The 18655-nt window shown below is 71.0% G+C and carries 21 protein-coding genes; 6 read left to right on the top strand and 15 right to left on the bottom strand.

Annotated elements, in window-relative coordinates; translation table 11 throughout:
• Positions 1-22: 22 nt before the first annotated feature.
• The 4 genes from HC031_RS04480 to HC031_RS04465 all read right to left on the bottom strand — a co-directional run bounded on the left by HC031_RS04480 (position 23) and on the right by HC031_RS04465 (position 2467).
• Positions 23-199 (bottom strand): DUF397 domain-containing protein, encoded by a 177-nt coding sequence (locus tag HC031_RS04480; RefSeq protein WP_338090487.1) that lies wholly within the window; start codon positions 197-199, stop codon positions 23-25.
• 96 nt (positions 200-295) lie between these two features.
• A complete protein-coding gene (locus HC031_RS04475) occupies positions 296-1195 on the bottom strand; it encodes a helix-turn-helix domain-containing protein (RefSeq protein ID WP_167923856.1) in 900 nt (299 codons plus the stop codon).
• A 232-nt stretch (positions 1196-1427) separates the two neighbouring features.
• Positions 1428-1724 carry a DUF6232 family protein gene (locus HC031_RS04470; protein WP_167923855.1) on the bottom strand — a complete coding sequence of 99 codons (297 nt, stop codon included), beginning with the start codon at positions 1722-1724 and terminating at the stop codon, positions 1428-1430.
• A 323-nt stretch (positions 1725-2047) separates the two neighbouring features.
• The gene (locus HC031_RS04465; RefSeq protein ID WP_167923854.1) at positions 2048-2467 is read right to left on the bottom strand and encodes a hypothetical protein; all 420 of its coding nucleotides are present in this window, start codon (positions 2465-2467) and stop codon (positions 2048-2050) included.
• Between the two features lie 85 nt (positions 2468-2552).
• Here HC031_RS04465 and HC031_RS04460 point away from each other — a divergent pair, with 85 nt between their 5' ends.
• Positions 2553-3392: a phosphoribosylaminoimidazolesuccinocarboxamide synthase gene (locus tag HC031_RS04460; protein ID WP_167923853.1), complete on the top strand. Its 840-nt coding sequence runs from the start codon at positions 2553-2555 to the stop codon at positions 3390-3392.
• A 7-nt stretch (positions 3393-3399) separates the two neighbouring features.
• Here the strand turns inward: HC031_RS04460 and HC031_RS04455 are convergent, their stop codons facing one another.
• Together HC031_RS04455 and HC031_RS04450 are read right to left on the bottom strand one after the other, a co-directional pair.
• Complete coding sequence (locus HC031_RS04455) at positions 3400-3822, bottom strand: hypothetical protein (protein ID WP_338090478.1); 423 nt, start codon at positions 3820-3822, stop codon at positions 3400-3402.
• Positions 3823-3888: 66 nt separating this feature from the next.
• Positions 3889-4305 (bottom strand): PaaI family thioesterase, encoded by a 417-nt coding sequence (locus HC031_RS04450; RefSeq protein ID WP_167923852.1) that lies wholly within the window; start codon positions 4303-4305, stop codon positions 3889-3891.
• Positions 4306-4426: 121 nt separating this feature from the next.
• On the opposite strand from HC031_RS04450, the gene HC031_RS04445 reads away from it, so the two are divergent.
• Positions 4427-5785: an ABC transporter substrate-binding protein gene (locus HC031_RS04445; RefSeq protein WP_167923851.1), complete on the top strand. Its 1359-nt coding sequence runs from the start codon at positions 4427-4429 to the stop codon at positions 5783-5785.
• A gap of 102 nt (positions 5786-5887) precedes the next feature.
• Entirely contained in the window at positions 5888-7543 is a 1656-nt protein-coding gene (gene qcrB / locus HC031_RS04440; protein ID WP_167923850.1) for a cytochrome bc1 complex cytochrome b subunit, read from the top strand.
• An 86-nt stretch (positions 7544-7629) separates the two neighbouring features.
• Here qcrB and HC031_RS04435 read toward each other — a convergent pair whose 3' ends face one another.
• A complete protein-coding gene (locus HC031_RS04435; protein WP_167923849.1) occupies positions 7630-8487 on the bottom strand; it encodes a 3-hydroxyacyl-CoA dehydrogenase NAD-binding domain-containing protein in 858 nt (285 codons plus the stop codon).
• A 74-nt stretch (positions 8488-8561) separates the two neighbouring features.
• Here HC031_RS04435 and HC031_RS04430 point away from each other — a divergent pair, with 74 nt between their 5' ends.
• Entirely contained in the window at positions 8562-8801 is a 240-nt protein-coding gene (locus tag HC031_RS04430) for a hypothetical protein (protein WP_205862222.1), read from the top strand.
• A gap of 53 nt (positions 8802-8854) precedes the next feature.
• Here the strand turns inward: HC031_RS04430 and HC031_RS04425 are convergent, their stop codons facing one another.
• Both HC031_RS04425 and HC031_RS04420 read right to left on the bottom strand, forming a co-directional pair.
• A complete protein-coding gene (locus tag HC031_RS04425) occupies positions 8855-10195 on the bottom strand; it encodes a PrsW family glutamic-type intramembrane protease (RefSeq protein WP_167923847.1) in 1341 nt (446 codons plus the stop codon).
• Positions 10192-10740, bottom strand: coding sequence for a hypothetical protein (locus HC031_RS04420; protein WP_167923846.1), 549 nt, complete (start codon positions 10738-10740; stop codon positions 10192-10194). The genes HC031_RS04425 and HC031_RS04420 overlap by 4 nt, the downstream gene beginning before the upstream one ends.
• 140 nt (positions 10741-10880) lie before the next feature.
• On the opposite strand from HC031_RS04420, the gene HC031_RS04415 reads away from it, so the two are divergent.
• Complete coding sequence (locus HC031_RS04415) at positions 10881-11513, top strand: TetR family transcriptional regulator (RefSeq protein ID WP_167923845.1); 633 nt, start codon at positions 10881-10883, stop codon at positions 11511-11513.
• 5 nt (positions 11514-11518) lie between these two features.
• Here the strand turns inward: HC031_RS04415 and HC031_RS04410 are convergent, their stop codons facing one another.
• The 3 genes from HC031_RS04410 to HC031_RS04400 all read right to left on the bottom strand — a co-directional run bounded on the left by HC031_RS04410 (position 11519) and on the right by HC031_RS04400 (position 14985).
• Positions 11519-12838 carry a hypothetical protein gene (locus HC031_RS04410; protein ID WP_167923844.1) on the bottom strand — a complete coding sequence of 440 codons (1320 nt, stop codon included), beginning with the start codon at positions 12836-12838 and terminating at the stop codon, positions 11519-11521.
• Positions 12839-12888: 50 nt separating this feature from the next.
• The gene (locus tag HC031_RS04405) at positions 12889-14082 is read right to left on the bottom strand and encodes an ABC transporter substrate-binding protein (RefSeq protein WP_167923843.1); all 1194 of its coding nucleotides are present in this window, start codon (positions 14080-14082) and stop codon (positions 12889-12891) included.
• An 81-nt stretch (positions 14083-14163) separates the two neighbouring features.
• The gene (locus HC031_RS04400) at positions 14164-14985 is read right to left on the bottom strand and encodes an alpha/beta hydrolase family protein (RefSeq protein ID WP_167923842.1); all 822 of its coding nucleotides are present in this window, start codon (positions 14983-14985) and stop codon (positions 14164-14166) included.
• Between the two features lie 82 nt (positions 14986-15067).
• Here HC031_RS04400 and HC031_RS04395 point away from each other — a divergent pair, with 82 nt between their 5' ends.
• A complete protein-coding gene (locus tag HC031_RS04395) occupies positions 15068-15655 on the top strand; it encodes a bacterial proteasome activator family protein (RefSeq protein WP_167923841.1) in 588 nt (195 codons plus the stop codon).
• Here the strand turns inward: HC031_RS04395 and HC031_RS04390 are convergent.
• The 3 genes from HC031_RS04390 to serS all read right to left on the bottom strand — a co-directional run bounded on the left by HC031_RS04390 (position 15650) and on the right by serS (position 18650).
• Entirely contained in the window at positions 15650-16462 is an 813-nt protein-coding gene (locus HC031_RS04390) for a Cof-type HAD-IIB family hydrolase (protein WP_167923840.1), read from the bottom strand. The genes HC031_RS04395 and HC031_RS04390 overlap by 6 nt on opposite strands.
• Complete coding sequence (locus tag HC031_RS04385) at positions 16459-17292, bottom strand: HAD family hydrolase (RefSeq protein WP_167923839.1); 834 nt, start codon at positions 17290-17292, stop codon at positions 16459-16461. Before HC031_RS04385 ends, HC031_RS04390 begins: the two co-directional genes overlap by 4 nt.
• A gap of 95 nt (positions 17293-17387) precedes the next feature.
• The gene (gene serS / locus HC031_RS04380; RefSeq protein ID WP_167923838.1) at positions 17388-18650 is read right to left on the bottom strand and encodes a serine--tRNA ligase; all 1263 of its coding nucleotides are present in this window, start codon (positions 18648-18650) and stop codon (positions 17388-17390) included.
• Positions 18651-18655: the final 5 nt, after the last annotated feature.

Below are 18655 nucleotides of genomic sequence, written 5' to 3'. Positions count from 1 at the left end.
GCCTCAGCGACCCAGGGTGGGCCTAGTCGAAATCAAACTCCCCGGTTCGTACCCCGGCCAGGAACGCATGCCATTCCGACCGGTCGAACGCCAGCCAAGACCCGCTGGGGTTCTTCGAGTCCCGTACCACGATTGAGCCATCAATTTCAGCGACCTCCACACAGGCGCCACTGCCACACCGACTGCTCCTGCGCCACACGTATTGCGGATGACGTGGGTCCACTCTGACTCGCCTTCCTCCTGTTAGTTGTGAACAGCGCAATGCGGCACGCCTCACCCCACGTGCCGCCACCGGTTACCCGGCTGTCTTGTCAACCTTGTCAACCGAACTCAGCAGCGCGCGCGCTCGCTCCTCGGTGAACCGCACGGACGTGGTCTCGTCGAGCGCGGCGGCCCAGTACTCATCGAAGATGTCCCGGAAGCGCGCGATGGTGGCCTTGTCCTCGACAATCTGATCAAGCGTGTGGCTCTCCAGGTACATGATCGCGTCGTCGTCGTCCCGACTCAGGTCGAGGATCTCGTACGAGCCGAGCATCGGGGGTGGCGCGTCGCCGGAAAATGGCACGACCCGAACCCGCAGTCGCTTTTCCTTCGTCAGCTTCACCAGGCTCAGCAACTGCTCCCCGATCACCTGGCGACCGCCCAGCTCGCGGTGCAGCACCGACTCGTCCAACAGCAGGAAGATCTCCGGCGGATCCTTGCGGGCCAGGAACTCGGCCCGCCGCCGCAGGCGCGCCTCCAGACGGACCTTGAGATCCTCCGCCGGAAGCGTGTGTGCATAAGTGCGCAGCACCAGCTCGGCATAGGCCGGCGTCTGCAGTCGGCCGGGGATGATGGCGCCGTAGAAGTGCCGGACGGCTACGGCCTCGGTCTCGTACTGGATGAGTTGCCCGAGCGCCGGCGTGAGGTGCTCACGCACGCCCGGCTCCTCGAACCACATCCGGCGCCGCCGCGCGGTGCGGGCGTCCTGGATCAGATCGTCCACACCGGACGTCACGCCGAGAAAGGACAACAGGGGGCGCAGGTCGTTCGGCGAGATCGTCACCTCACCGCTCTCGATCCGCATCACCTTGCTCAGCGACCACTCCATGGCCTCCGCCACCTGGGACTGGGTCAGCCCCTTGGCCTCCCGGGCTTCACGCACGGCACGGCGAACGCGCCGGCGCGCGACCAGTGGCGAGTCACCCGAGGCCATGCCCACCTTCTCGCTCTCTCCGCCCGAGCCAGCCCGCTGATGGCCAGATTGCAGACAGGGATACCGCTGGCGGTGAGCGTACTCACCGAAGTTGATGAGCGGTATCCCGAACTGCCATATTCCTCGTGCCGCTCGCTAGCTGCCCTGCAGCACGCCCACCAAACCTCGCTGACCTGCCCGAACGTGCGCATGCCGAAAGACCCAAAGGGACAGCGCAGCCACGGACAGAAGGTCAGCGGTATCCCGAAAGGCCGCCTTGCTCCATGCGATCCCGCCTTCCCTCCAGCGCCCGGACCAGGCCGCGCCTGACCTGCCCGAAGATCCTGGGGTCGGAGCAGGAGAACAGGAGCACTTCGACTCCACGGTGATGCGCCCGCAACTCGAAGATGCGCGGCCGGAGGAGACCGCCCTCGGTTGCGACGTAGACGCCATCGAGTTCGTCGAGCCTGAACGTCTGAGAGCGGGGCCCCCGGACCACGAACACGTCGTGGGTGATCAGTGCCGTTGGACCCCGGTAGTAGGTGGTCAACTCCTTCCTCCTCTCGGCCCTTGCGAGCGAGAAGAGGGTGCGCCAGCATGGGGATCTCAGGTTCGCACCGCCTCGCCCGCGTCAGGGCTGAGGCGACAACGGCACCCGGTGGCAGCCGGGTGCCGTTCTGTCTTCGCCGAGCCCTGGTCCGCCTTAACGTACATTCAGTATGGGAAGCCAGGTCCCGGATCGCTAGACCCCAATCTGCCATATCGCAGATAGCGCTACACCTGTCCGACTGCTCCCTGCGGCGATGGGGGTGCGGACCGATCTACCGGGGTGCGGCACCGGCCATGCCGGCCGGCCTCACCCGGCCGGTGCGATCACGGCCCCAGCTCGTGCCCCGGCTCACCCGCGGTGCGCCGCCGCCACTTCAGCTCGGCCTCGTACAGGTGCCGCCGCCCGCCCACCAGCCGCTCCCGCGCCGTCCGTTCCAGCTCCTGGAACAGGGCGTAGTAGCCGTCGTCGTAGTCCTCGACGATCTGGTAGGTCCAGCGGCCGCGGATCACGTTGCGGCCGATCAGCTCACGTTCGATCCGCTCGGCCAGGTCGTGGTGGCCGGCTTCCCGGAACATCCGGACGGCGTCGTCGAGCATGAAGTCGGCCTTGCCGGTCAGCTGGTGCATCGCGTACAGGTGACCGCGAGCGCGCTCGGTCGTCTCGAGCGCCTCGCTCAACTTCCCGACCGCCGCGACGGTCAGGTCGTCCAGCCCGTCAGGGCGCCGGTGCGCCGGGTCTGACATGCCGGGCGCTTACCCCGCCTGACCGGTCCACATCCCCGGCAACGAGAATCGGTCCCAGGACCCAATACAAGATCGGGGAGTACGGGTGGAGCTGCTGCATTCGGGCAAGGTCCGGGACGTGTACGCCGACGGCGACGACCTGATCCTGGTCGCGTCCGACCGGATCAGCGTCTACGACGTCGTCCTGCCCACCCCCATCCCCGACAAGGGCGCCCTGCTGACCCAGCTCTCGCTGTGGTGGTTCGAGCAGCTCGCCGGCGTGGTGCCCAACCACGTCGTCTCCGCCACCGACGTACCGGCCGAGTGGGCCGGGCGGGCGATCCGCTGCCGGCGCCTTTCGATGGTGCCGGTCGAGTGCATCGCCCGGGGCTACCTCGCCGGCTCGGGGCGGAGCGAGTACGACAGGACCGGCGAGGTCTGCGGGGTGACGCTCCCGGCCGGGCTGGTCGAGGGCTCGAAGCTGCCCGAGCCGATCTTCACACCGACGACGAAGGCGCCGATCGGCGAGCACGACGAGTCCATCGGCTTCGACGACATGGTCGAGCGAGTCGGCAAGGACACGGCCGAGACGCTGCGGGAGCTCACCCTCAAGGTGTACCGGCGGGGCGCCGAACTGGCCGCCGAGCGCGGCATCATCATCGCCGACACCAAGCTGGAGTTCGGCCGTACGCCCGACGGCGAGCTGCTGCTGGCCGACGAGGTGCTGACCCCCGACTCGTCCCGCTTCTGGCCGGCCGACTCCTGGCAGCCCGGCCGGTCGCAGGACTCGTTCGACAAGCAGTTCGTCCGCGACTGGGCGGCCGACCCGAAGCTGGGCTGGGACAAGACCGCGCCCGGGCCGGAGATCCCGCCGGAGATCGTCGAGGCGACGCGCGCCCGCTACATCGAGGCGTACGAGCGGATCACCGGCCGGCGCTGGGCCTAACCCGGCGTCACGACCGTGCGCCCGACCCGCCGTCGCGGTGGCGGATGGTGGCGATCGCCGAGCCGGCCAGCGTGAGCAGGCACTGCGGCAGCTTGCCGTCGGCGATGGCGGCGCCGAACAGCGCCTCGGCGATCGCCTCGTCAGCGTTGGCGTACGCGCTCAGAAACCGCGCCACCCACCGCTTGTCGTAGGCCGCCTCCTCGATGCCCGGGAAGTCCAGCCGCCACGGGCCCAGCGCGATGTCGTCGCCCACGGTGGCGCCGGCGAGGCTCCAGGCCACCTCGTACGCGCCGACGACACCGGCGCGGGTCGTCGCCTTGTTGAACGCGTTGACCACGCCGTCGCCGTCTCCGGCCAGCGCGGATCGCAGCACGAGCGCGACATCGTCGAACAGCGCGGCGTCGAACAGGTTGTCCGGTTGGCCCTCCACGTTGCGCAGCGTATCCGTCACAGTCAAGCGCCGCCGCGCGGCGGTCCCGCTACCGCGCCGCCGGGGTCACGGACGACGGACCGCGCAGGTCAGACGGGCGGTGCAGAGGCGGTCACCGGCGGAATCGGTGATGACGACCTCGTACGAGGCGATCGAGCCGCCCAGGTGCAGCGGGGTGGCAACCCCGGTGACCACGCCGGACCGGGCCGACCGGTGGTGGGTGGCGTTGATGTCGACGCCGACCGCGTACCCGCCGTGGGTCCGGGCGGCGTGCATCGCCGCACCGATCGAGCCCAGGGTCTCCGCCAGGACGCAGGAGGCGCCGCCGTGCAGCAGCCCGTACGGTTGGAGGTTGCCGTCGACGGGCATCGTGCCGACCACCCGTTCGGGCGTGGCCTCGACGATCTCGATGCCCATCCGGGCCGCCAGGGAACCGAGCCCGTCGAGCGCTGGAGTCGAACCGTCCGGTGAGAGCGTTTCCATTGCCCGCAGGCTACCCGCACTCCGGCATGTGGCATGCAGCGAAATGGATCACACCGCGATCTCCTCCATCGGCGAAAGTCGCGCTAAGGTGCGCACGGCAGGTTCCCGGAGGGAGTAGCTCATGCGGCGTGTCACCCGCACGGCATTGACGTTCGCAGCTCTGACCGCCGTGCTGTTCGCTTCGGCGTGCGGCACGTCAAAGCCGTCCGACTCGGCCGGCTCGGCCGGTCACCGTCAGACCCGACTGTACGGTACAGACGGTAACATGAGCAGCTCGTTCGGTGACCTCCTGAAGGACACGCCGGGCGTGCTCGCCGGCATGAAGGGCACGACGCCGCTCACGCCGCTCACCGACGAGTTCAAGCGGCGGCTCCACGCCGTCGACCCCACCCTCACCGACTACAACTACGCCGGCGAGTCGTACGACGCGGTGATCGTGTCGGCGCTGGCGGCGGAGGCCGCCCGCAGCACCGACGCCCCGGCGATCGCGAAGTACATCGTGGGCACCACGGTGGGCGGCACCACGTGCAGCACCTTCAAGGACTGCGTCGGCCTGATCCGCCAGAACGAGAACATCCAGTACCGCGGCGTGTCCTCACTCAAGCGCAGCGGCTTCACCGACGTGGGTGAGCCGTCCACCGCCAGCTACGCGACGCTCAACTTCGGCCGCGACAACCACATCGACGATGCCAAGACCGAGTTCGTGGGCGCCGGCGAGGACACCACCGCGGGCAAGAACGAGCCCACCCCGCCGCCGGCGAGCGCCAACCGGACCGGGAAGCCGACGGCGCTGAAGTTCGGTGGTCTGCTTCCGCACACCGGCGCGCTCGCCAGCCAGGGTCCGCCGATGTTCGCCGGCGGGAAGCTCGCGGTGCAGGAGATCAACGAGGCCGGTGGGGTGCTCGGTCAGCCCGTGGAGTGGGTCGACGGTGACGACGGCACGAGCCCGCAGGTCGCCTCGGCGACGGTGGACCGGTTCATCTCGGCCGGCGTTCAGGTGATCATCGGTGCCGCCGCGTCGGGCGTCTCGGCCGCGGTGCTGCCGAAGGTGGTCGCCGCGAGCCGCATCCTGTTCTCGCCGTCGGCGACGTCGGAGGCGCTGTCCACCGTCGACGACAAGGGCCTGTTCTTCCGCACGGCCCCGTCCGACAAGCTCCAGGCCAAGGCGCTGGCCGACATCGTGATGCGCGACGGCGCCGCGAAGGTGGCCGTCGTCGCCCGCGACGACTCCTACGGCAAGGGCCTGAGCAGCGGCGTGCTGGCCGACCTGACCACCGCCGGGCTCAAGGCGGGCAACATCCAGGTGCTCACGTACAAGGGCAAGGAGACGTACGCGCCGGGTGACCGCAACACCCTGTTCAAGCCACTCGCCAAGACGATCGCGGAGTCCGGGCCGGACGCGGTGGTGATCATTGGGTTCGACGAGTCTGCCCTGTTCGTGCGGGCGCTCAAGGACGAGGGGATGACGTTCCAGTCGTAGTCGCCGCCGCCGGCGCGCGCAGGAAAAGCGCAGGTAGGAGGGTCAGATCCCGCAGACGGGGTAGATAGCCGATCCGGTCCGTCGCCGGAAAGGCCCACCCCGATGATCAACACGCTCAGGCGCCGCAACACGACCGCGGAGCGGGTAGCCGGGATCACCCGCTGGCTCGACAGCCGGCTCATCCTGTCCCGGACGCTGCGAGCGGCCATGAACAAGGTCTTCCCCGACCACTGGTCGTTCCTGCTCGGCGAGATCGCGCTGTACTCGCTGGTGATCCTGATCCTGTCCGGCACGTTCCTGGCGCTGTGGTACACACCCGCCTCGACCGAGGTGGTGTACCACGGCTCCTACACCCCGCTGCGCGGCGTGCCGATGTCCCGCGCCTACCAGACCAGCCTCGACCTCTCCTTCGACGTGCGCGGCGGCCTCATCATGCGGCAGATCCACCACTGGGCGGCGCTGCTGTTCATGGCCGGCATCGTCGCGCATATGTTCCGGATCTTCTTCACCGGCGCGTTCCGCCGCCCGCGTGAGATCAACTGGGTGATCGGGATCACCCTGTTCTGGCTCGGCTTCGCGGAAGGGTTCTTCGGGTACTCCCTGCCCGACGACGCGCTGTCCGGCACCGGCCTGCGGATCGCGAACGCGATCGTCCTTTCGGTCCCGGTCATCGGTACGTGGCTCGCGACCAGCCTGTTCGGTGGCGAGTTCCCGGGTGCCGAGATCCTGCCCCGGCTGTACATCGCCCACGTCCTGATCATCCCGGGGCTGCTGCTGGCGCTCGTGGCGGCGCACCTCGGCATCCTGATCAAACAGAAGCACACGCAGTGGCCGGGCCCCGGCCGTACCGAGCACAACGTGGTGGGCGAGCGGATGGTGCCGGGCTTCGCCATACGCAGCACGGGCTTCTTCATGTTCGTCGCCGGGCTGCTGGCGCTGCTCGGCGGGATCTTCCAGATCAATCCGATCTGGATCTACGGCCCGTACCAGGCAGCGGTCGTCTCGGCGGCGAGCCAGCCGGACTGGTACGTGTGGTTCATGGACGGGGCGCTGCGCCTCATGCCACCCTGGGAGATCCGGGCGGGCCCCTACACCGTCCCGCCGGCCTTCTGGGCAGGGGCGGTGCTGGTCGGGGTCATCACCGTGCTCGCCCTCGTCTACCCGTGGGTGGAGCAACGGAAGATCTACCCTTCCCAGCCACACCACCTGCTGCAACGGCCCCGCGACGTGCCCACCCGCACCGCCCTGGGCACCATGGCGGTGGCGTTCTACGTCGTGTTCGCGCTTTCGGCGGCCAACGACGTGATCGCGTTCAAGTTCAACATCAGCCTCAACGCCACGACGTGGGCCGGCCGGATCGGCGCCCTGCTCGTCCCCCCGATCGCGTACTGGATCACCTACCGGGTCTGTCTGGCGCTCCAGCAGCACGACCGTGAGGTCCTCGTCCACGGCATGGAGACCGGGATCATCAGGCGGCTGCCGTCGGGCAAGTTCGTCGAGGTGCACCAGCCCCTCGGCCCGGTCGACGAGGCCGGCCACGGCGAGCTGCCGTACGCCGGCTGGACGGTCCCCAAGCGGGTCAACCGGGTCGGCGGGATGGCCCCCGCCATCCGTGGCTTCTTCCTGCCCATCGAGGAGCCCGCCGGACAGCCGGACGGCCACCGCGACCGCGCCCGCGCGGAGCGCGAGAAGGCGCACGCCGGCAGCGGTGGCGTACCCGCGCAGCGCGAGCCGGAGCACGAGCGCGAACGCCGCTGACGGCGGCGGCCGGCGCGTCCACGGCGAGCGTGGTCAGACGCAGCGCGACGACCGGTCGTCGCGCTCCGCCACGCGTAACGGCTCCGTCACCGCTTCTCCCCGTCCACCCAGCGGTAGAAGCCTTCGCCGGACTTCTTGCCCAGCTTCCCGGCCGCGACCATCTCCTCCAGCAGGGGCGGCGGGGCGAACCGGTCGCCGTACGCCGCGCGCAGCGTACGCGCGATGTCCAGCCGTACGTCGAGCCCCACGACGTCGGTGAGCTCCAGCGGTCCCATGGGGTGGCGGTATCCCAGCACCATCGCCTTGTCGATGTCCGCCGCACTGGCCACCCCGTCAGCGACCATGCGGATCGCCTCCAGCCCGAGGGCCACGCCGAGACGGGAGGTGGCGAAGCCCGGCGCGTCCCGTACGACGATCGGGTCCTTGCCCAGCCGCGCGGCGACGGCCAGCGCGTTGTCGGTCGTCTCGGGCGCCGTGGCGGCGCCGACCACGATCTCCAACAGCGCCATCGCCCACACCGGGTTGAAGAAGTGCAGTCCGAGCATCCGTTCCGGGTGGGGCAGGCCGTCGGCCAGCGCCGCGATCGGGATGCTGGAGGTGTTGGACCCGAGCAGGCCCGGGGCCAGGTCCGCGGCGGTGCGCAGCACCGTCCGCTTCAGGTCCAGCCGCTCGGGTACGGCCTCGACGACCACGGCCGGCTCCGCCGCGACCTCGTCGAGGCTCGCGACCAGGCGTACCCGCTGCTTGGCGGCTTCCGCCTCGGCCGCGGCCAGCCGGCCCTGCGCCACCGCCTTGTCCCAGCGCCGACCCAGCGCGGTGACCGCCGCCTCGCCGCGGGCCGGGTCCAGCTCGACGAGCTCGACGGCGTACCCGGATCCCGCCGCCACGTACGCGATGCCGACCCCCATCGTGCCGGCACCGATCACTACGAACCGTTCACTCACGGCGCTGATTCTGCCGTGCGCCCGTTGGGTACGTTCAGGACACGGGCGGGATGCGTCTAACGGAGGAGTCTCGGATGGGTGACAGCGTGGAGACCAGAGGCGACGACCGCGTCGACCTGGCGGTACGCGACGCCAACAATGACGGCAAGCCGGATGTGTGGGTGGTGGACACCGACGGCGACGGCAAGCCGGACCTGTTCCAGTTCGACACCGACGGCGACGGCGAGGTCGACGTCACGATCGTGGACCGCACCCAGGACGGCACCCCGGACGAGGTGGTCGACGGCGACGGCGGGCTCCCGCCGCAGCCGTGAACAGTCCAGCAGTCGTGCACAGTCCAGCCGTGAACAGGCCATGAGAGTCGCGCTCAGGTGAGAGCGCGCAGCATCAGCGCCAGGCCCAGTGCGCTGCCGACCGTCACCCAGGCGCCGATCAGCCACATGACGACGCTGCCGGCGAACGGCCGGCGGTCCGCCGTCGGCAGCGTGAGAGCGGCGAGGGCGTGGCGGGCGCGCAGCACCTCCCGCGCGCGGTCGACAGCCGCCGGGGTGAGCCTGCCCTCCTCGGCAGCGCCACCACGGCCGCTGGCGGCAGCGATACCCCGGCTCAGCTCGACGGCGAGCCGCGCCTGGGACTCCTGGAGCCGGCGCGCCGCCCGTTCGCCGGCCGCGCCGGCCCGGGAGTACGCGGCCCGGCGCAGCGCCGCCCGCCCGCCGAGCGAGCACATGGCCCGTAGCTCGGCCGGGGTCACGATCCACGGATCGCCGAGCGCCGACAGCACACCGGCGTAGTAGGCGTCCTCGCGCCGCCGGGCGAGCCACGCGAGCCCCAGTACGAGCGCGAGGACCGGGGCGCCCTTCACCACGAGCGCGGCGAGCCGGCCCGCGACGCCCACGCCGAGTCCGTCGGCGAGCAGCGGCGAGTTCCAGGCGAAGTGGCACAGCCAGGCGCCGCCCAGGCCCGCGCCCGCGACGGCGGCCCGTACCCGCGCCGACCGGTCGACCCGTACGACCGCGTAGCCGACCCCGGCGCCGGCGAGAGCGGTGAACACGGTGTGGCTCCACGGTCCGCCGAGGATGCCCCGTACGACGAACGTGGTGAACACCGGCTCCAGCCGGTCACCCGCGCCGGCCTCCTGTACCGCTACCGCGGCGTACGAGACGTTCTCCATCACCTGGTAGCCGAGCCCGACCATCGCGCCGTACACCATGCCGTCCACGACGCTGTTGACCTGGCTCGTCGCGAGCATCGCGATGGCCACCACGCCGAGGAACTTGAGAATCTCCTCGACCGTCGGGCCGGCGAGCGCGGAGCCCCACAGCGCGGCGAAGCGCGGTGACACGAGCTTCGCGACGATGCTCTCGGCGGCCAGGTTGCCGGGTACGGCGGTGACCGTCACGACCACGGCGCCCCAGGCGAAGGCGGTGGCCAGCAGCACCGGCGGCTCGCGTTCGAGCCGGTCGACGTGCGCGATGAACAGCACGAACGGTACGGCGTACAGCGCGAACAGGACGAACGCGACCGTCATGGCGACGGGGTAGCGGGCGAACGGCGGGGCGACCATGCCGCCCAGCCGCGCCGCACCGACGGTCAACAGGCCGACGAGCAGCCAGAACACCGGCGTCCGTACGGAGCCGAAGAGGTCACCGGCGAGCGGCTGCGGTCGTACCGGCGCCACGCGCGCCGCCCGGGTGCGCTGGGGCGTCACGTCGCTCTCGCGATGCTCGCGGCGCTGGCCTGGATCGCCGGCAGCAGGTCGGCCAGGTCGGCGGGTGGCCCGCTGGCGGTCGCGTCCACGACGGCCCGTTCGTCGAACACGCGCACCGCGTACCAGCCGCCGTCGGTCCCGAGCCGGAACCGGCCGGTCAGGGCACCGGCGGCGCCGGGCGCGCCGGCCTCGATCGCGCTGGCGCCGAGGCCGTCACGGAGCCGGGTGCGCAGCCGGGCCGCGGCGGCCTCGGGGGTGAGCCGGTCGGGGCTGACCAGGATCGCGAAGCGTACCCGGCCGACGAGGAACACCGCCTGCCCGACGTCGCGGCCGGGCCGCGTCTGCCCCGCGTCGAGGCGGGCGCCGGGCGGCGGCACGACGGTGATCGCGTCGGTCACCGGGTACGCCGTCCCGGACCGCACGGTCCGCTCGCGGGGTAGCGCCCGGTCGAGCGCCGGGAGCCCCGCCGCGATTGCCGCTATGACCGCCAGAATCCCAAGGCTGCCCAGCGTGTTCCGGCGCAGCCCGACCCGCGGGACCCCCATGCTTCGACGGTATCCACCGCCCGCCGCTTTCGGCAGGCGACGAGCCGAGCCGCACTATGCCCCTTTTGGGGTATTTTTTCGACACATGACCTCCCGCCGTTTTACGAAGTGCACCGCGACGCACGTGACACCATGACAGGGTGGTCACCATCTCCGGAGCCACCGGCCCGATGTGCGGGCGGCGCGAGCGCAGGAAGCGGGAGACGCGCGCCGCGCTGGAGGCAGCGGCGCTGCGGCTGTTCGCCGAGCGCGGTTACGAGCGCACGACGGTCGAGGACATCGCCGAAGCAGCCGACGTCGCGGTGCGCACCTTCTTCCGCTACTACTCCTCCAAACAGCATGTGCTCTTCGGAGACGTCGCGCACACGATCGTCGGCCGGCTGCGCGCGGCCCTCGCCGAACGCCCGGCCGGGGAGGACCCGGCAACGGCCGTCCGGGCCGCGATGGACGTCGTCGACATCGCCGACCACGAGCAGCACCAGCAGATCAGCGCCCGGCTGCGGCTCGTGCGACAACTGCCGGAACTGCTCCCGGCGTACCACATGATCTTCGAGGAGCTGCACGACGCGATCGCCGAGTTCGTGGCCGCCCGTACGGGTGAGAGCACGAACGCCCTCTACCCTCAGCTGCTCGCCGGGGCCGCCACCCTGTCCGGCCGGGTGGCGCTGCGCGAACTGGAGAGCGGCGAGGCGGGCCCCCAGCGACTTCGCGAGGTGCGCCACCGGGCGTACGACGCGCTGACCAGCGGACTGTCCGCGCTCGATGCGGGGTGAGCCGGTCAGCCGCGGCGGGCCTTCTCCACGTAACTGGAGTACTGGCTGGCGAGGACGGTCGCGTCGACCCCGAGCACCTGCTGGATCGCCGACCCGTTGCGCGAGCCCTCGTAGAGCGCGATCAGCTTCGCCTCGCCGTACCGCTCCGCGATCATCCGGCAGGCCAGCCAACCGAGCACGTAGTTGCGCGGGTCGGCGTAGAAGTTCGTCGGTGGCAGGCCGCTCTGGACCGGTAGCCCCTCCAGCGACCGCTTCACGAACGATCCGGGAACCGTCTCCGACTTGTACGCCACGTACTCGGCGAACCCCTCCACCAGCCACAGCGGGGTGTCGTCAGCGGTCGCCGCACCCATCGCCGCGTGGGTGAACTCGTGGGTCAGGTCGTGCGCCAGCTCGGCCGGGTCGGCGGCGAACTCATGCGGGTTGAACACGACCCGCGTGGCCACGTAGGCGGGCCTGGCGTGCCAGGCGGGCACCTGCGCGTAGTACGGCACCGCGATCGCCGCCACGCCGCCGACATGGTCGGGATTGTCGGCGAAGTACGTGGTGAACAGCCGGGGATCCTGGACGGCCGTGATGAGGACCTTGCCGGCCCAGCCTCCGTTCCGCACGGCCGCGACGCGGTCCAGCGCCGCCTCGGCCATCCGCAGCAGGTCCGGCGCCCGCGCGACGTCACCGGCCGAGAGCACCAGTACGACCCGCGCACTGTGGACGACGGCGATCTCGTCGGTCTCCCACGCCTGACCGTTCGCACCCGTGGGCAGGACCCCGTCCGTCGCCACGCCGGCCAGCCGCCAGGCCCCGGACACCAACCCGAAGATCGGCGCCCAGGGCGCCGCCACCGGGGCGGCGTCCACCCCGTCGATCCGGTAGAGCACGGTCACCGCCGCCGTCTGCACGACCCCGTGGTAGCGGCTGCGCACGGCGTCCGGGATGAGCGGGTCGTAGCGGGTGGTCTCCTCCAGCGCGTACCGGAAATCAGCCAGCGGAAGCCGGGTCAGGTTGTCGAACTGCTGCTCCTGCTGCCGCCGGAAGGCCTGGTCCGCACCGTCCACGTCGGCCAGGAAGGCGCGCCGGTCGTGGTTTCGTACGGCCTTCGCCCGCCGATCCAGCAGCGCGGTCAGCGCCGACCGGCGGGCCGGGCCGTCCAGGCCGCCGACGAACGTGACGCGGCTCGGCCCGCCGCCGCCACGGGTCGTGGCGATCGCCGCCGCACCGCCGCCGACCGTGACCGCCGCGGCGAGCACCAGCAGCGCAGCCAGGACCGGGGCCAGCCAGCTGCGCCGGGGTCGAGGCGGTAACGGCAGCGGGTACCCGGGACGCACCGCGCAATCTTGGGTGATCGCGAGGCGGCTGTCGAGCAGCCTCGCGGAGATCACCCCAGCGTGGTCAGCGGCGACAGGACGGTGTTGGACAGCACGGCGCCGTCCGGGCGCACCTGCCGCAGGTACCAGGTCTGGAGCGGGGTGCGGCTCTGGTTGAACTGCCAGGAGCCGCGCGGGCTGTCGATCGACCCGATCCGGCCGATCGCCAGGTTGAGGCCCTGCGAGGTGAGCTCGCCGGCACCGGCGGCCGTGAGCGCCTTGTCCAGCACGCCTGCCGCGTCGTACGAGGCCGTGGCGTACGTGGTGGGCAGCGAGTTGTACGCCTTCTGGTATTCGGAGGCGAACCGCCGGTTGACCTCGTTGTCCAGATCGGACGAGTAGTTGAGCGCGGTGTAGATGCCGCGTGCGTCGTCGCCCTCCTGGCGCAGCAGCGCCCCCTCGGTCAGGAAGCCCGGCGCGTACAGGTCCAGGGACAACCCGACCTGCCGGTACTGCTTGACGAAGGCCACCGCCTCGGCGCCCGCGTAGAAGGCCACCACGGCCTTCGCCTGCGAATTCTTGATCTTGTTGAGGTGCGACGTGAAGTCCGTGGTCGGCGTCGGGCTGAACGGCGTGAAGACCGGCTGGCCCGCGACGTCCTTTCCGTATGTCTGGAGGAAGCCGTCGACCTGGTCGTGCCCGCCCTGGTAGTCGGGCGCGATCAGCGCGACCGATCCGTCGCCGACCTTGTCGGCGACGTACCGCCCCAGCGCCTTGCCCGGTTCGTCGTTGGCGAACGAGGTGCGCCAGATGTACCGGACACCCTGAAGGGTGGTCGGCGATGCATTTGAACCGATGAGCGGAGTCTGCGCATTCTCGACCAGATCGCGAATCGCGACCATCGTCTCCGAACTAGCCACGCCGGACAAAGCCAGCACATGCTCCTGCTTGAGCAACCGCTCGACGGCGGCCTTACCCGATGCCGCCGTCTCCCCCTCGTCGACCGTGACCAGCGTGACGGGCCGGCCGCCCAACTTCTGGTCATTGAGCTTGAGGTAGAGGTTGAAGCCGTTGACCTGATCGTCGCCGATGGTCTTGTAGACGCCGGAACGCGGCACCACCAGCCCGATCTTCACGGGCGGCAGGTCCAGAGTGGAAGACTGCTGCCTCCCGTTGTTGCAGGCGGACAGGATGGGCGCCGCGGCTGCTGACGCGCCCAGCGCGGCGAAAACCCGCAACGCCTGCCGACGGGTGAACTCGGACAAGTGATCCTCCGTGAAGAACGGCCGGGTCCAGCCGGTCGGCGACCCCGCTGCCGGGGGTTCTACCCGCTTCAGCGGAAGACGTCAATTGCCGTCAGCGCCGTCGACGGCTCGGAGCGTGTCCAGCGCGGCGAGGACAGCGGGCCATACCGCCGCCAAAGGATCGATTACCGCGAAATGCTCGGTACCCGGCAGTTCGACCACCGTCGGGACGTCGCCGGCCGCCCGCGCGGCGGTGACGTAGGACCGGCTCACCTCCACCGGCACCCGGTCGTCCTCGGTGCCGTGCACGACGGCCACCGGCACCCCCGACGGCAACGACCGCACCGGATCGGCGACCTCGTACCGGTCGGGCACCTCGTCCGGGCCGCCACCCAGCAGCGCCGCCACCGCGTCGTCGTCGAGCCGGAGCCGGTGCGCGAGGACGAGGTCGGCCACCGGGGCGAGCGCGAGGACGCCGCGTACGGGCGCCGTCGCCCGGCCGGCGTACCACAGCGCGAGATGACCGCCGGCCGAGTGCCCGGCGAGGATGGGCCGGGCCAGATCGGGCACCCCGCGACCCCGCGCGGCCAGGGCGTCGGCCACGAGCCCCGGTACCCGGTCGACCGCGGCCGCCGCATCGTCGAACGTGCCCGGCCAGCCCCCGCCCTCCTGCCCGATCCGGCGGAACTCGATCGTGACGACCGGGTAGCCCCGGGCAGCCAGATCCACCGCGAGCGGCCCGACATGCTTCCGGTCGTACTCGGCCTTCCAGAACCCGCCGTGGATGAAGATGATGAGGGGGCCGGTCGGCTCGTCGGCCGGCAGCCGTACGTCCGCGACCTGGTCGGGGTGGGTGCCGTAGCGGACCGTGAAGTCGGGGTCCGGGGCCCACCGGGTGAGCACCTCGCGCGGATCGGCTGTCATGGCCTCAGCCTGCCATGATCGCAAGTGATCTTCAGTCCCCCGGCTTGCCGATCGACCGACCACGTGCGTAAGGATTGGAGCCATGGCCGACAACGTGGAGCAGCCGAACCCTTCCGGCACCGAGCAGAACCGGACCGTCCTCGTGGTGGGGCCCGACGGTCGTCCCGTCGGCACCGTCGACCTCGAGGCCGACGAGAGCGAGGAGGCCGAGGACCCGGGCAAGCTGATCGAGCAGCCGGCGAAGGTGATGCGCATCGGCAGCATGATCAAGCAGCTGCTCGAGGAGGTCCGCGCCGCGCCGCTGGACGAGGCCGGCCGGCAGCGCCTGCGGGACATCCACAGCCGGTCGATCATCGAGCTGGAGGAGGGGCTGGCCCCCGAGCTGCGCGCCGAGCTGGGCCGGCTGACCCTGCCGTTCGACGAGGGCAACACCCCGAGCGAGGCCGAGCTACGCATCGCGCAGGCGCAGCTCGTCGGCTGGCTCGAAGGGCTCTTCCACGGCATCCAGGCCGCGCTGGTGGCCCAGCAGATGGCCGCCCGCATGCAGCTCGAACAGATGCGCGGCGGAAACCGGCAGGCGCTGCCGGCGGGGCCGGGCGGTCGGATGATCCCCGGCATGATGCCCGGCCAGCCGTCGGACGGCCAGGGCGGCACCGGCCAGTACCTATAACGCCCCGTTCAGGAGGTTCTCCAGGAACGCCGCGACCCCGTCGGCGTCGTTGCCGCCGGTCACGTGATCGGCGGCGGCGAGCACCGACGGGTGCGCGTTCGCCATCGCCACGCCGCGCCCCGCCCAGGCGAACATCGGCAGATCGTTGGGCATGTCGCCGAACGCGACCACCTCGTGCGGCGCCACCCCGAACCGGTCGGCCACCCAGGCCAGGCCGGCCGCCTTGGTCACGCCCACGGCCGACACCTCGACGATGCCGCTCGACGACGAGTGGGTGGCCTCGGCGACGCCGTCGAGGACGTCCGCGACCAGGGAGGTGAAGGCGTCTGCCGGCTGCCGGCCGGCGTTCACCAGCAGCTTCACCGCCGGCTGGGCCGTGATCTCGACCGGGTCGACGCACCGCACCCCGCTGCTGCCCGTGACCTCCCAGCCACCGATCTCGTACTCCGGCTCGTGCAGCATCACCCGCCCGCCGTCGGTCTCGACGGCGAACCGCACCCCGGGCACCGCCGCACGCAGCCGGCCGCACGCCTCGGCGATCGCATCCGGCGACAGCGGCGTGGCCTGCAGGATCGAGTCGGCGACCGGGTCGTACACGGCCGCGCCGTTGGCCACCACGGCGAGCGGCTGGATCGGCAGGTACTCGTAGACCGTGTGCAGCCATCTGATCGGCCGTCCGGTGACGAGCACGACGGCGCCGCCGAGGGCCTGTACCCGTTCGAGCGCGGCCAGGCTGCGGGCCCCGATCGTGAAGTCGTTCCGTACCAGCGTTCCGTCCAGATCCGTGGCAACCAGGCGCAGTTTCACGCCGACAGCATGGCATCCAGGTAGACGGCGACACCGTCGGCGTCATTCGACAAGGTGACCTCGTCGGCCGCCTGACGGACCAGCGGATGCGCGTTGGCGACCGCCACCCGGCCGAAGCCGGCCCATTCGAACATCGGAAGGTCGTTGGGCATGTCGCCGAAGGCCAGCGCGTCGGCCGGGTCGACGCCGAGCGCCTGGGCCACCACGGCCAGGCCGGTGGCCTTGTCCACGCCGGGCGGGCAGATCTCGATGTACCCGAGCCCGGCCTGCGTCACGGTGGCGACCGCCGGATCGATGAGCTGCCGGGCGAGCGCGAGCAGTTCGTCGGCGTCGTACCTGGCGTGGTAGGCGAAGCCCTTGATCACGCGGCCGGCGAGCGCCTCCGTGCGTACCCTCGCCTCCACGACCTCCGGATAGCGCCAGGCCGGGTTGGGGTCTCCCCATAACGGTGACTGCGGCTCGTCGCCGGCCTCGACCAGCACCGACAGCGGCCCGACCGCGCTCTCCAGCGTGGCCAGCAGGTCAGCGACGACCTCGCCCTCGAGCCGCTCGTCGCGCAGTACCAGCGGCACATCGGGGTCGGTCAGGTCGACGACGCGGCTGCCACCACCCATGACCAGGAAGTCCGCGGCCGGGATGTCGGCGCGTACCAGGTCGATCAGGCGCGGACCGCGGCCGGTGGCGCCGACGATCCGGATACCCGCCGCCTTGACGCGCGCCAGGATCTCATGCGTGTACGCGCCGACCGTCTCGTCGCTGCGCACCAACGTGCCGTCGAGATCGGTCGCGATCAGTTTGGGCAGGCCGGGCCTGGTCTTCTGCCTGTTCATGCTCGCCTCCTGGCATGAGCGGGCAGCAAACGTACCTCGCCGAGGTGTGACCCTGCTCGCGTCGCGCCAAAATCATCCTGAACAGGAGACGACGGTCAGCGCTTGGCCGGCTCCAGCACGTCCCGGCCACCGAGGAACGGCTGCAGCGCCTTCGGCACCCGCACCGAGCCGTCCGGCTGCTGGTGGTTCTCCAGGATCGGGATCAGCCAGCGGGTCGTCGCCAGGGTGCCGTTGAGCGTCGCCGCGGTCTGGGTACGGCCATCGGCGTCGCGGTACCGGATGTTGAGGCGCCGGCCCTGGAAGGTGGTGCAGTTCGACGTCGACGTGACCTCGCGGTACCGCCCCTGCGACGGCACCCAGGCCTCGCAGTCGAACTTGCGCGCCGCGCTCGACCCGAGATCGCCGGCCGCCACGTCGATCACCCGGTACGGAATCTCGACCTTGGCCAGCATCTCCTCCTCCCAGGCGAGCAGCCGCTGGTGCTCGTCGTGGGCCTCTTCCGGCCGCACGTACGAGAACATCTCGACCTTGTCGAACTGGTGCACCCGGAGGATGCCGCGCACGTCCTTGCCGTGCGAGCCGGCCTCCCGGCGGAAGCACGACGACCAGCCGGCGTAGCGCTGCGGCTGGTCCAGGTTGAGGATCTCGCCGCTGTGGTACGCCGCGAGCGGCACCTCGGAGGTGCCCACCAGGTACAGGTCGTCGGCTTCCAGGCGGTAGACCTCGCTGGCGTGCGCGCCGAGGAACCCGGTGCCCTCCATCGACTCGGGCTTGACGAGCACCGGCGGGATCACCGGCGTGAACCCGTACTCGACGGCCTGCTGCATCGCCAGCTGGAGCAGGCCCAGCTGCAGCAGCGTCCCGACGCCGGTCAGGTAGTAGAACCGGCTGCCGGAGACCTTCGCGCCGCGCTCCATGTCGATCGCGCCCAGCGCCTCGCCGATCTCCAGGTGGTCGCGGGGATTGGCGATGTCGGGCCGCGCGCCCACCTCGCGCAGCACGACGAAGTCGTCCTCGCCGCCGGGAGGCGCGCCCTCCTCGATCAGGTTGGGCACGGCCAGCTGCGCCCGGCGCAGCGCCTCGTCGGCTGCGCTCGCCGCCGACTCGGCCTCCTTGACCTGCTGGGAAAGCTCCTTGGTACGCGCCAGCAGCGCGTCCCGCTCGGCACCGCTCGCCTTCGGCATCTGCTTGCCGAGCTGCTTCTGCTCGGCGCGCAGCGCCTCGAACCGGGCGACGGCCTCCCGGCGGTCGGAGTCGGCGGCGAGCAGGGCGTCCACGGTCGCCTCGGACTCGCCGCGCGCACGCTGGCTCGCTCGCAGCAGGTCGGGGTTTTCTCGCAGCAAGCGCAGGTCAATCACGATGC

This window comes from Planosporangium thailandense, from assembly GCF_011947195.1.
Classification (GTDB): domain Bacteria; phylum Actinomycetota; class Actinomycetes; order Mycobacteriales; family Micromonosporaceae; genus Planosporangium; species Planosporangium thailandense.
This window is presented reverse-complemented; position numbering and strand designations above follow the sequence as displayed.

Coding starts and splice junctions, on each gene's coding strand:
- HC031_RS04450 (WP_167923852.1), bottom strand. CDS start 4,305: ATGGAAACGCTCTCACCGGACGGTTCGACTCCAGCGCTCGACGGGCTC.
- HC031_RS04400 (WP_167923842.1), bottom strand. CDS start 14,985: ATGACAGCCGATCCGCGCGAGGTGCTCACCCGGTGGGCCCCGGACCCC.
- HC031_RS04475 (WP_167923856.1), bottom strand. CDS start 1,195: ATGGCCTCGGGTGACTCGCCACTGGTCGCGCGCCGGCGCGTTCGCCGT.
- HC031_RS04465 (WP_167923854.1), bottom strand. CDS start 2,467: ATGTCAGACCCGGCGCACCGGCGCCCTGACGGGCTGGACGACCTGACC.
- HC031_RS04385 (WP_167923839.1), bottom strand. CDS start 17,292: ATGAACAGGCAGAAGACCAGGCCCGGCCTGCCCAAACTGATCGCGACC.
- HC031_RS04395 (WP_167923841.1), top strand. CDS start 15,068: ATGGCCGACAACGTGGAGCAGCCGAACCCTTCCGGCACCGAGCAGAAC.
- HC031_RS04445 (WP_167923851.1), top strand. CDS start 4,427: ATGCGGCGTGTCACCCGCACGGCATTGACGTTCGCAGCTCTGACCGCC.
- qcrB (WP_167923850.1), top strand. CDS start 5,888: ATGATCAACACGCTCAGGCGCCGCAACACGACCGCGGAGCGGGTAGCC.
- HC031_RS04430 (WP_205862222.1), top strand. CDS start 8,562: ATGGGTGACAGCGTGGAGACCAGAGGCGACGACCGCGTCGACCTGGCG.
- HC031_RS04420 (WP_167923846.1), bottom strand. CDS start 10,740: ATGGGGGTCCCGCGGGTCGGGCTGCGCCGGAACACGCTGGGCAGCCTT.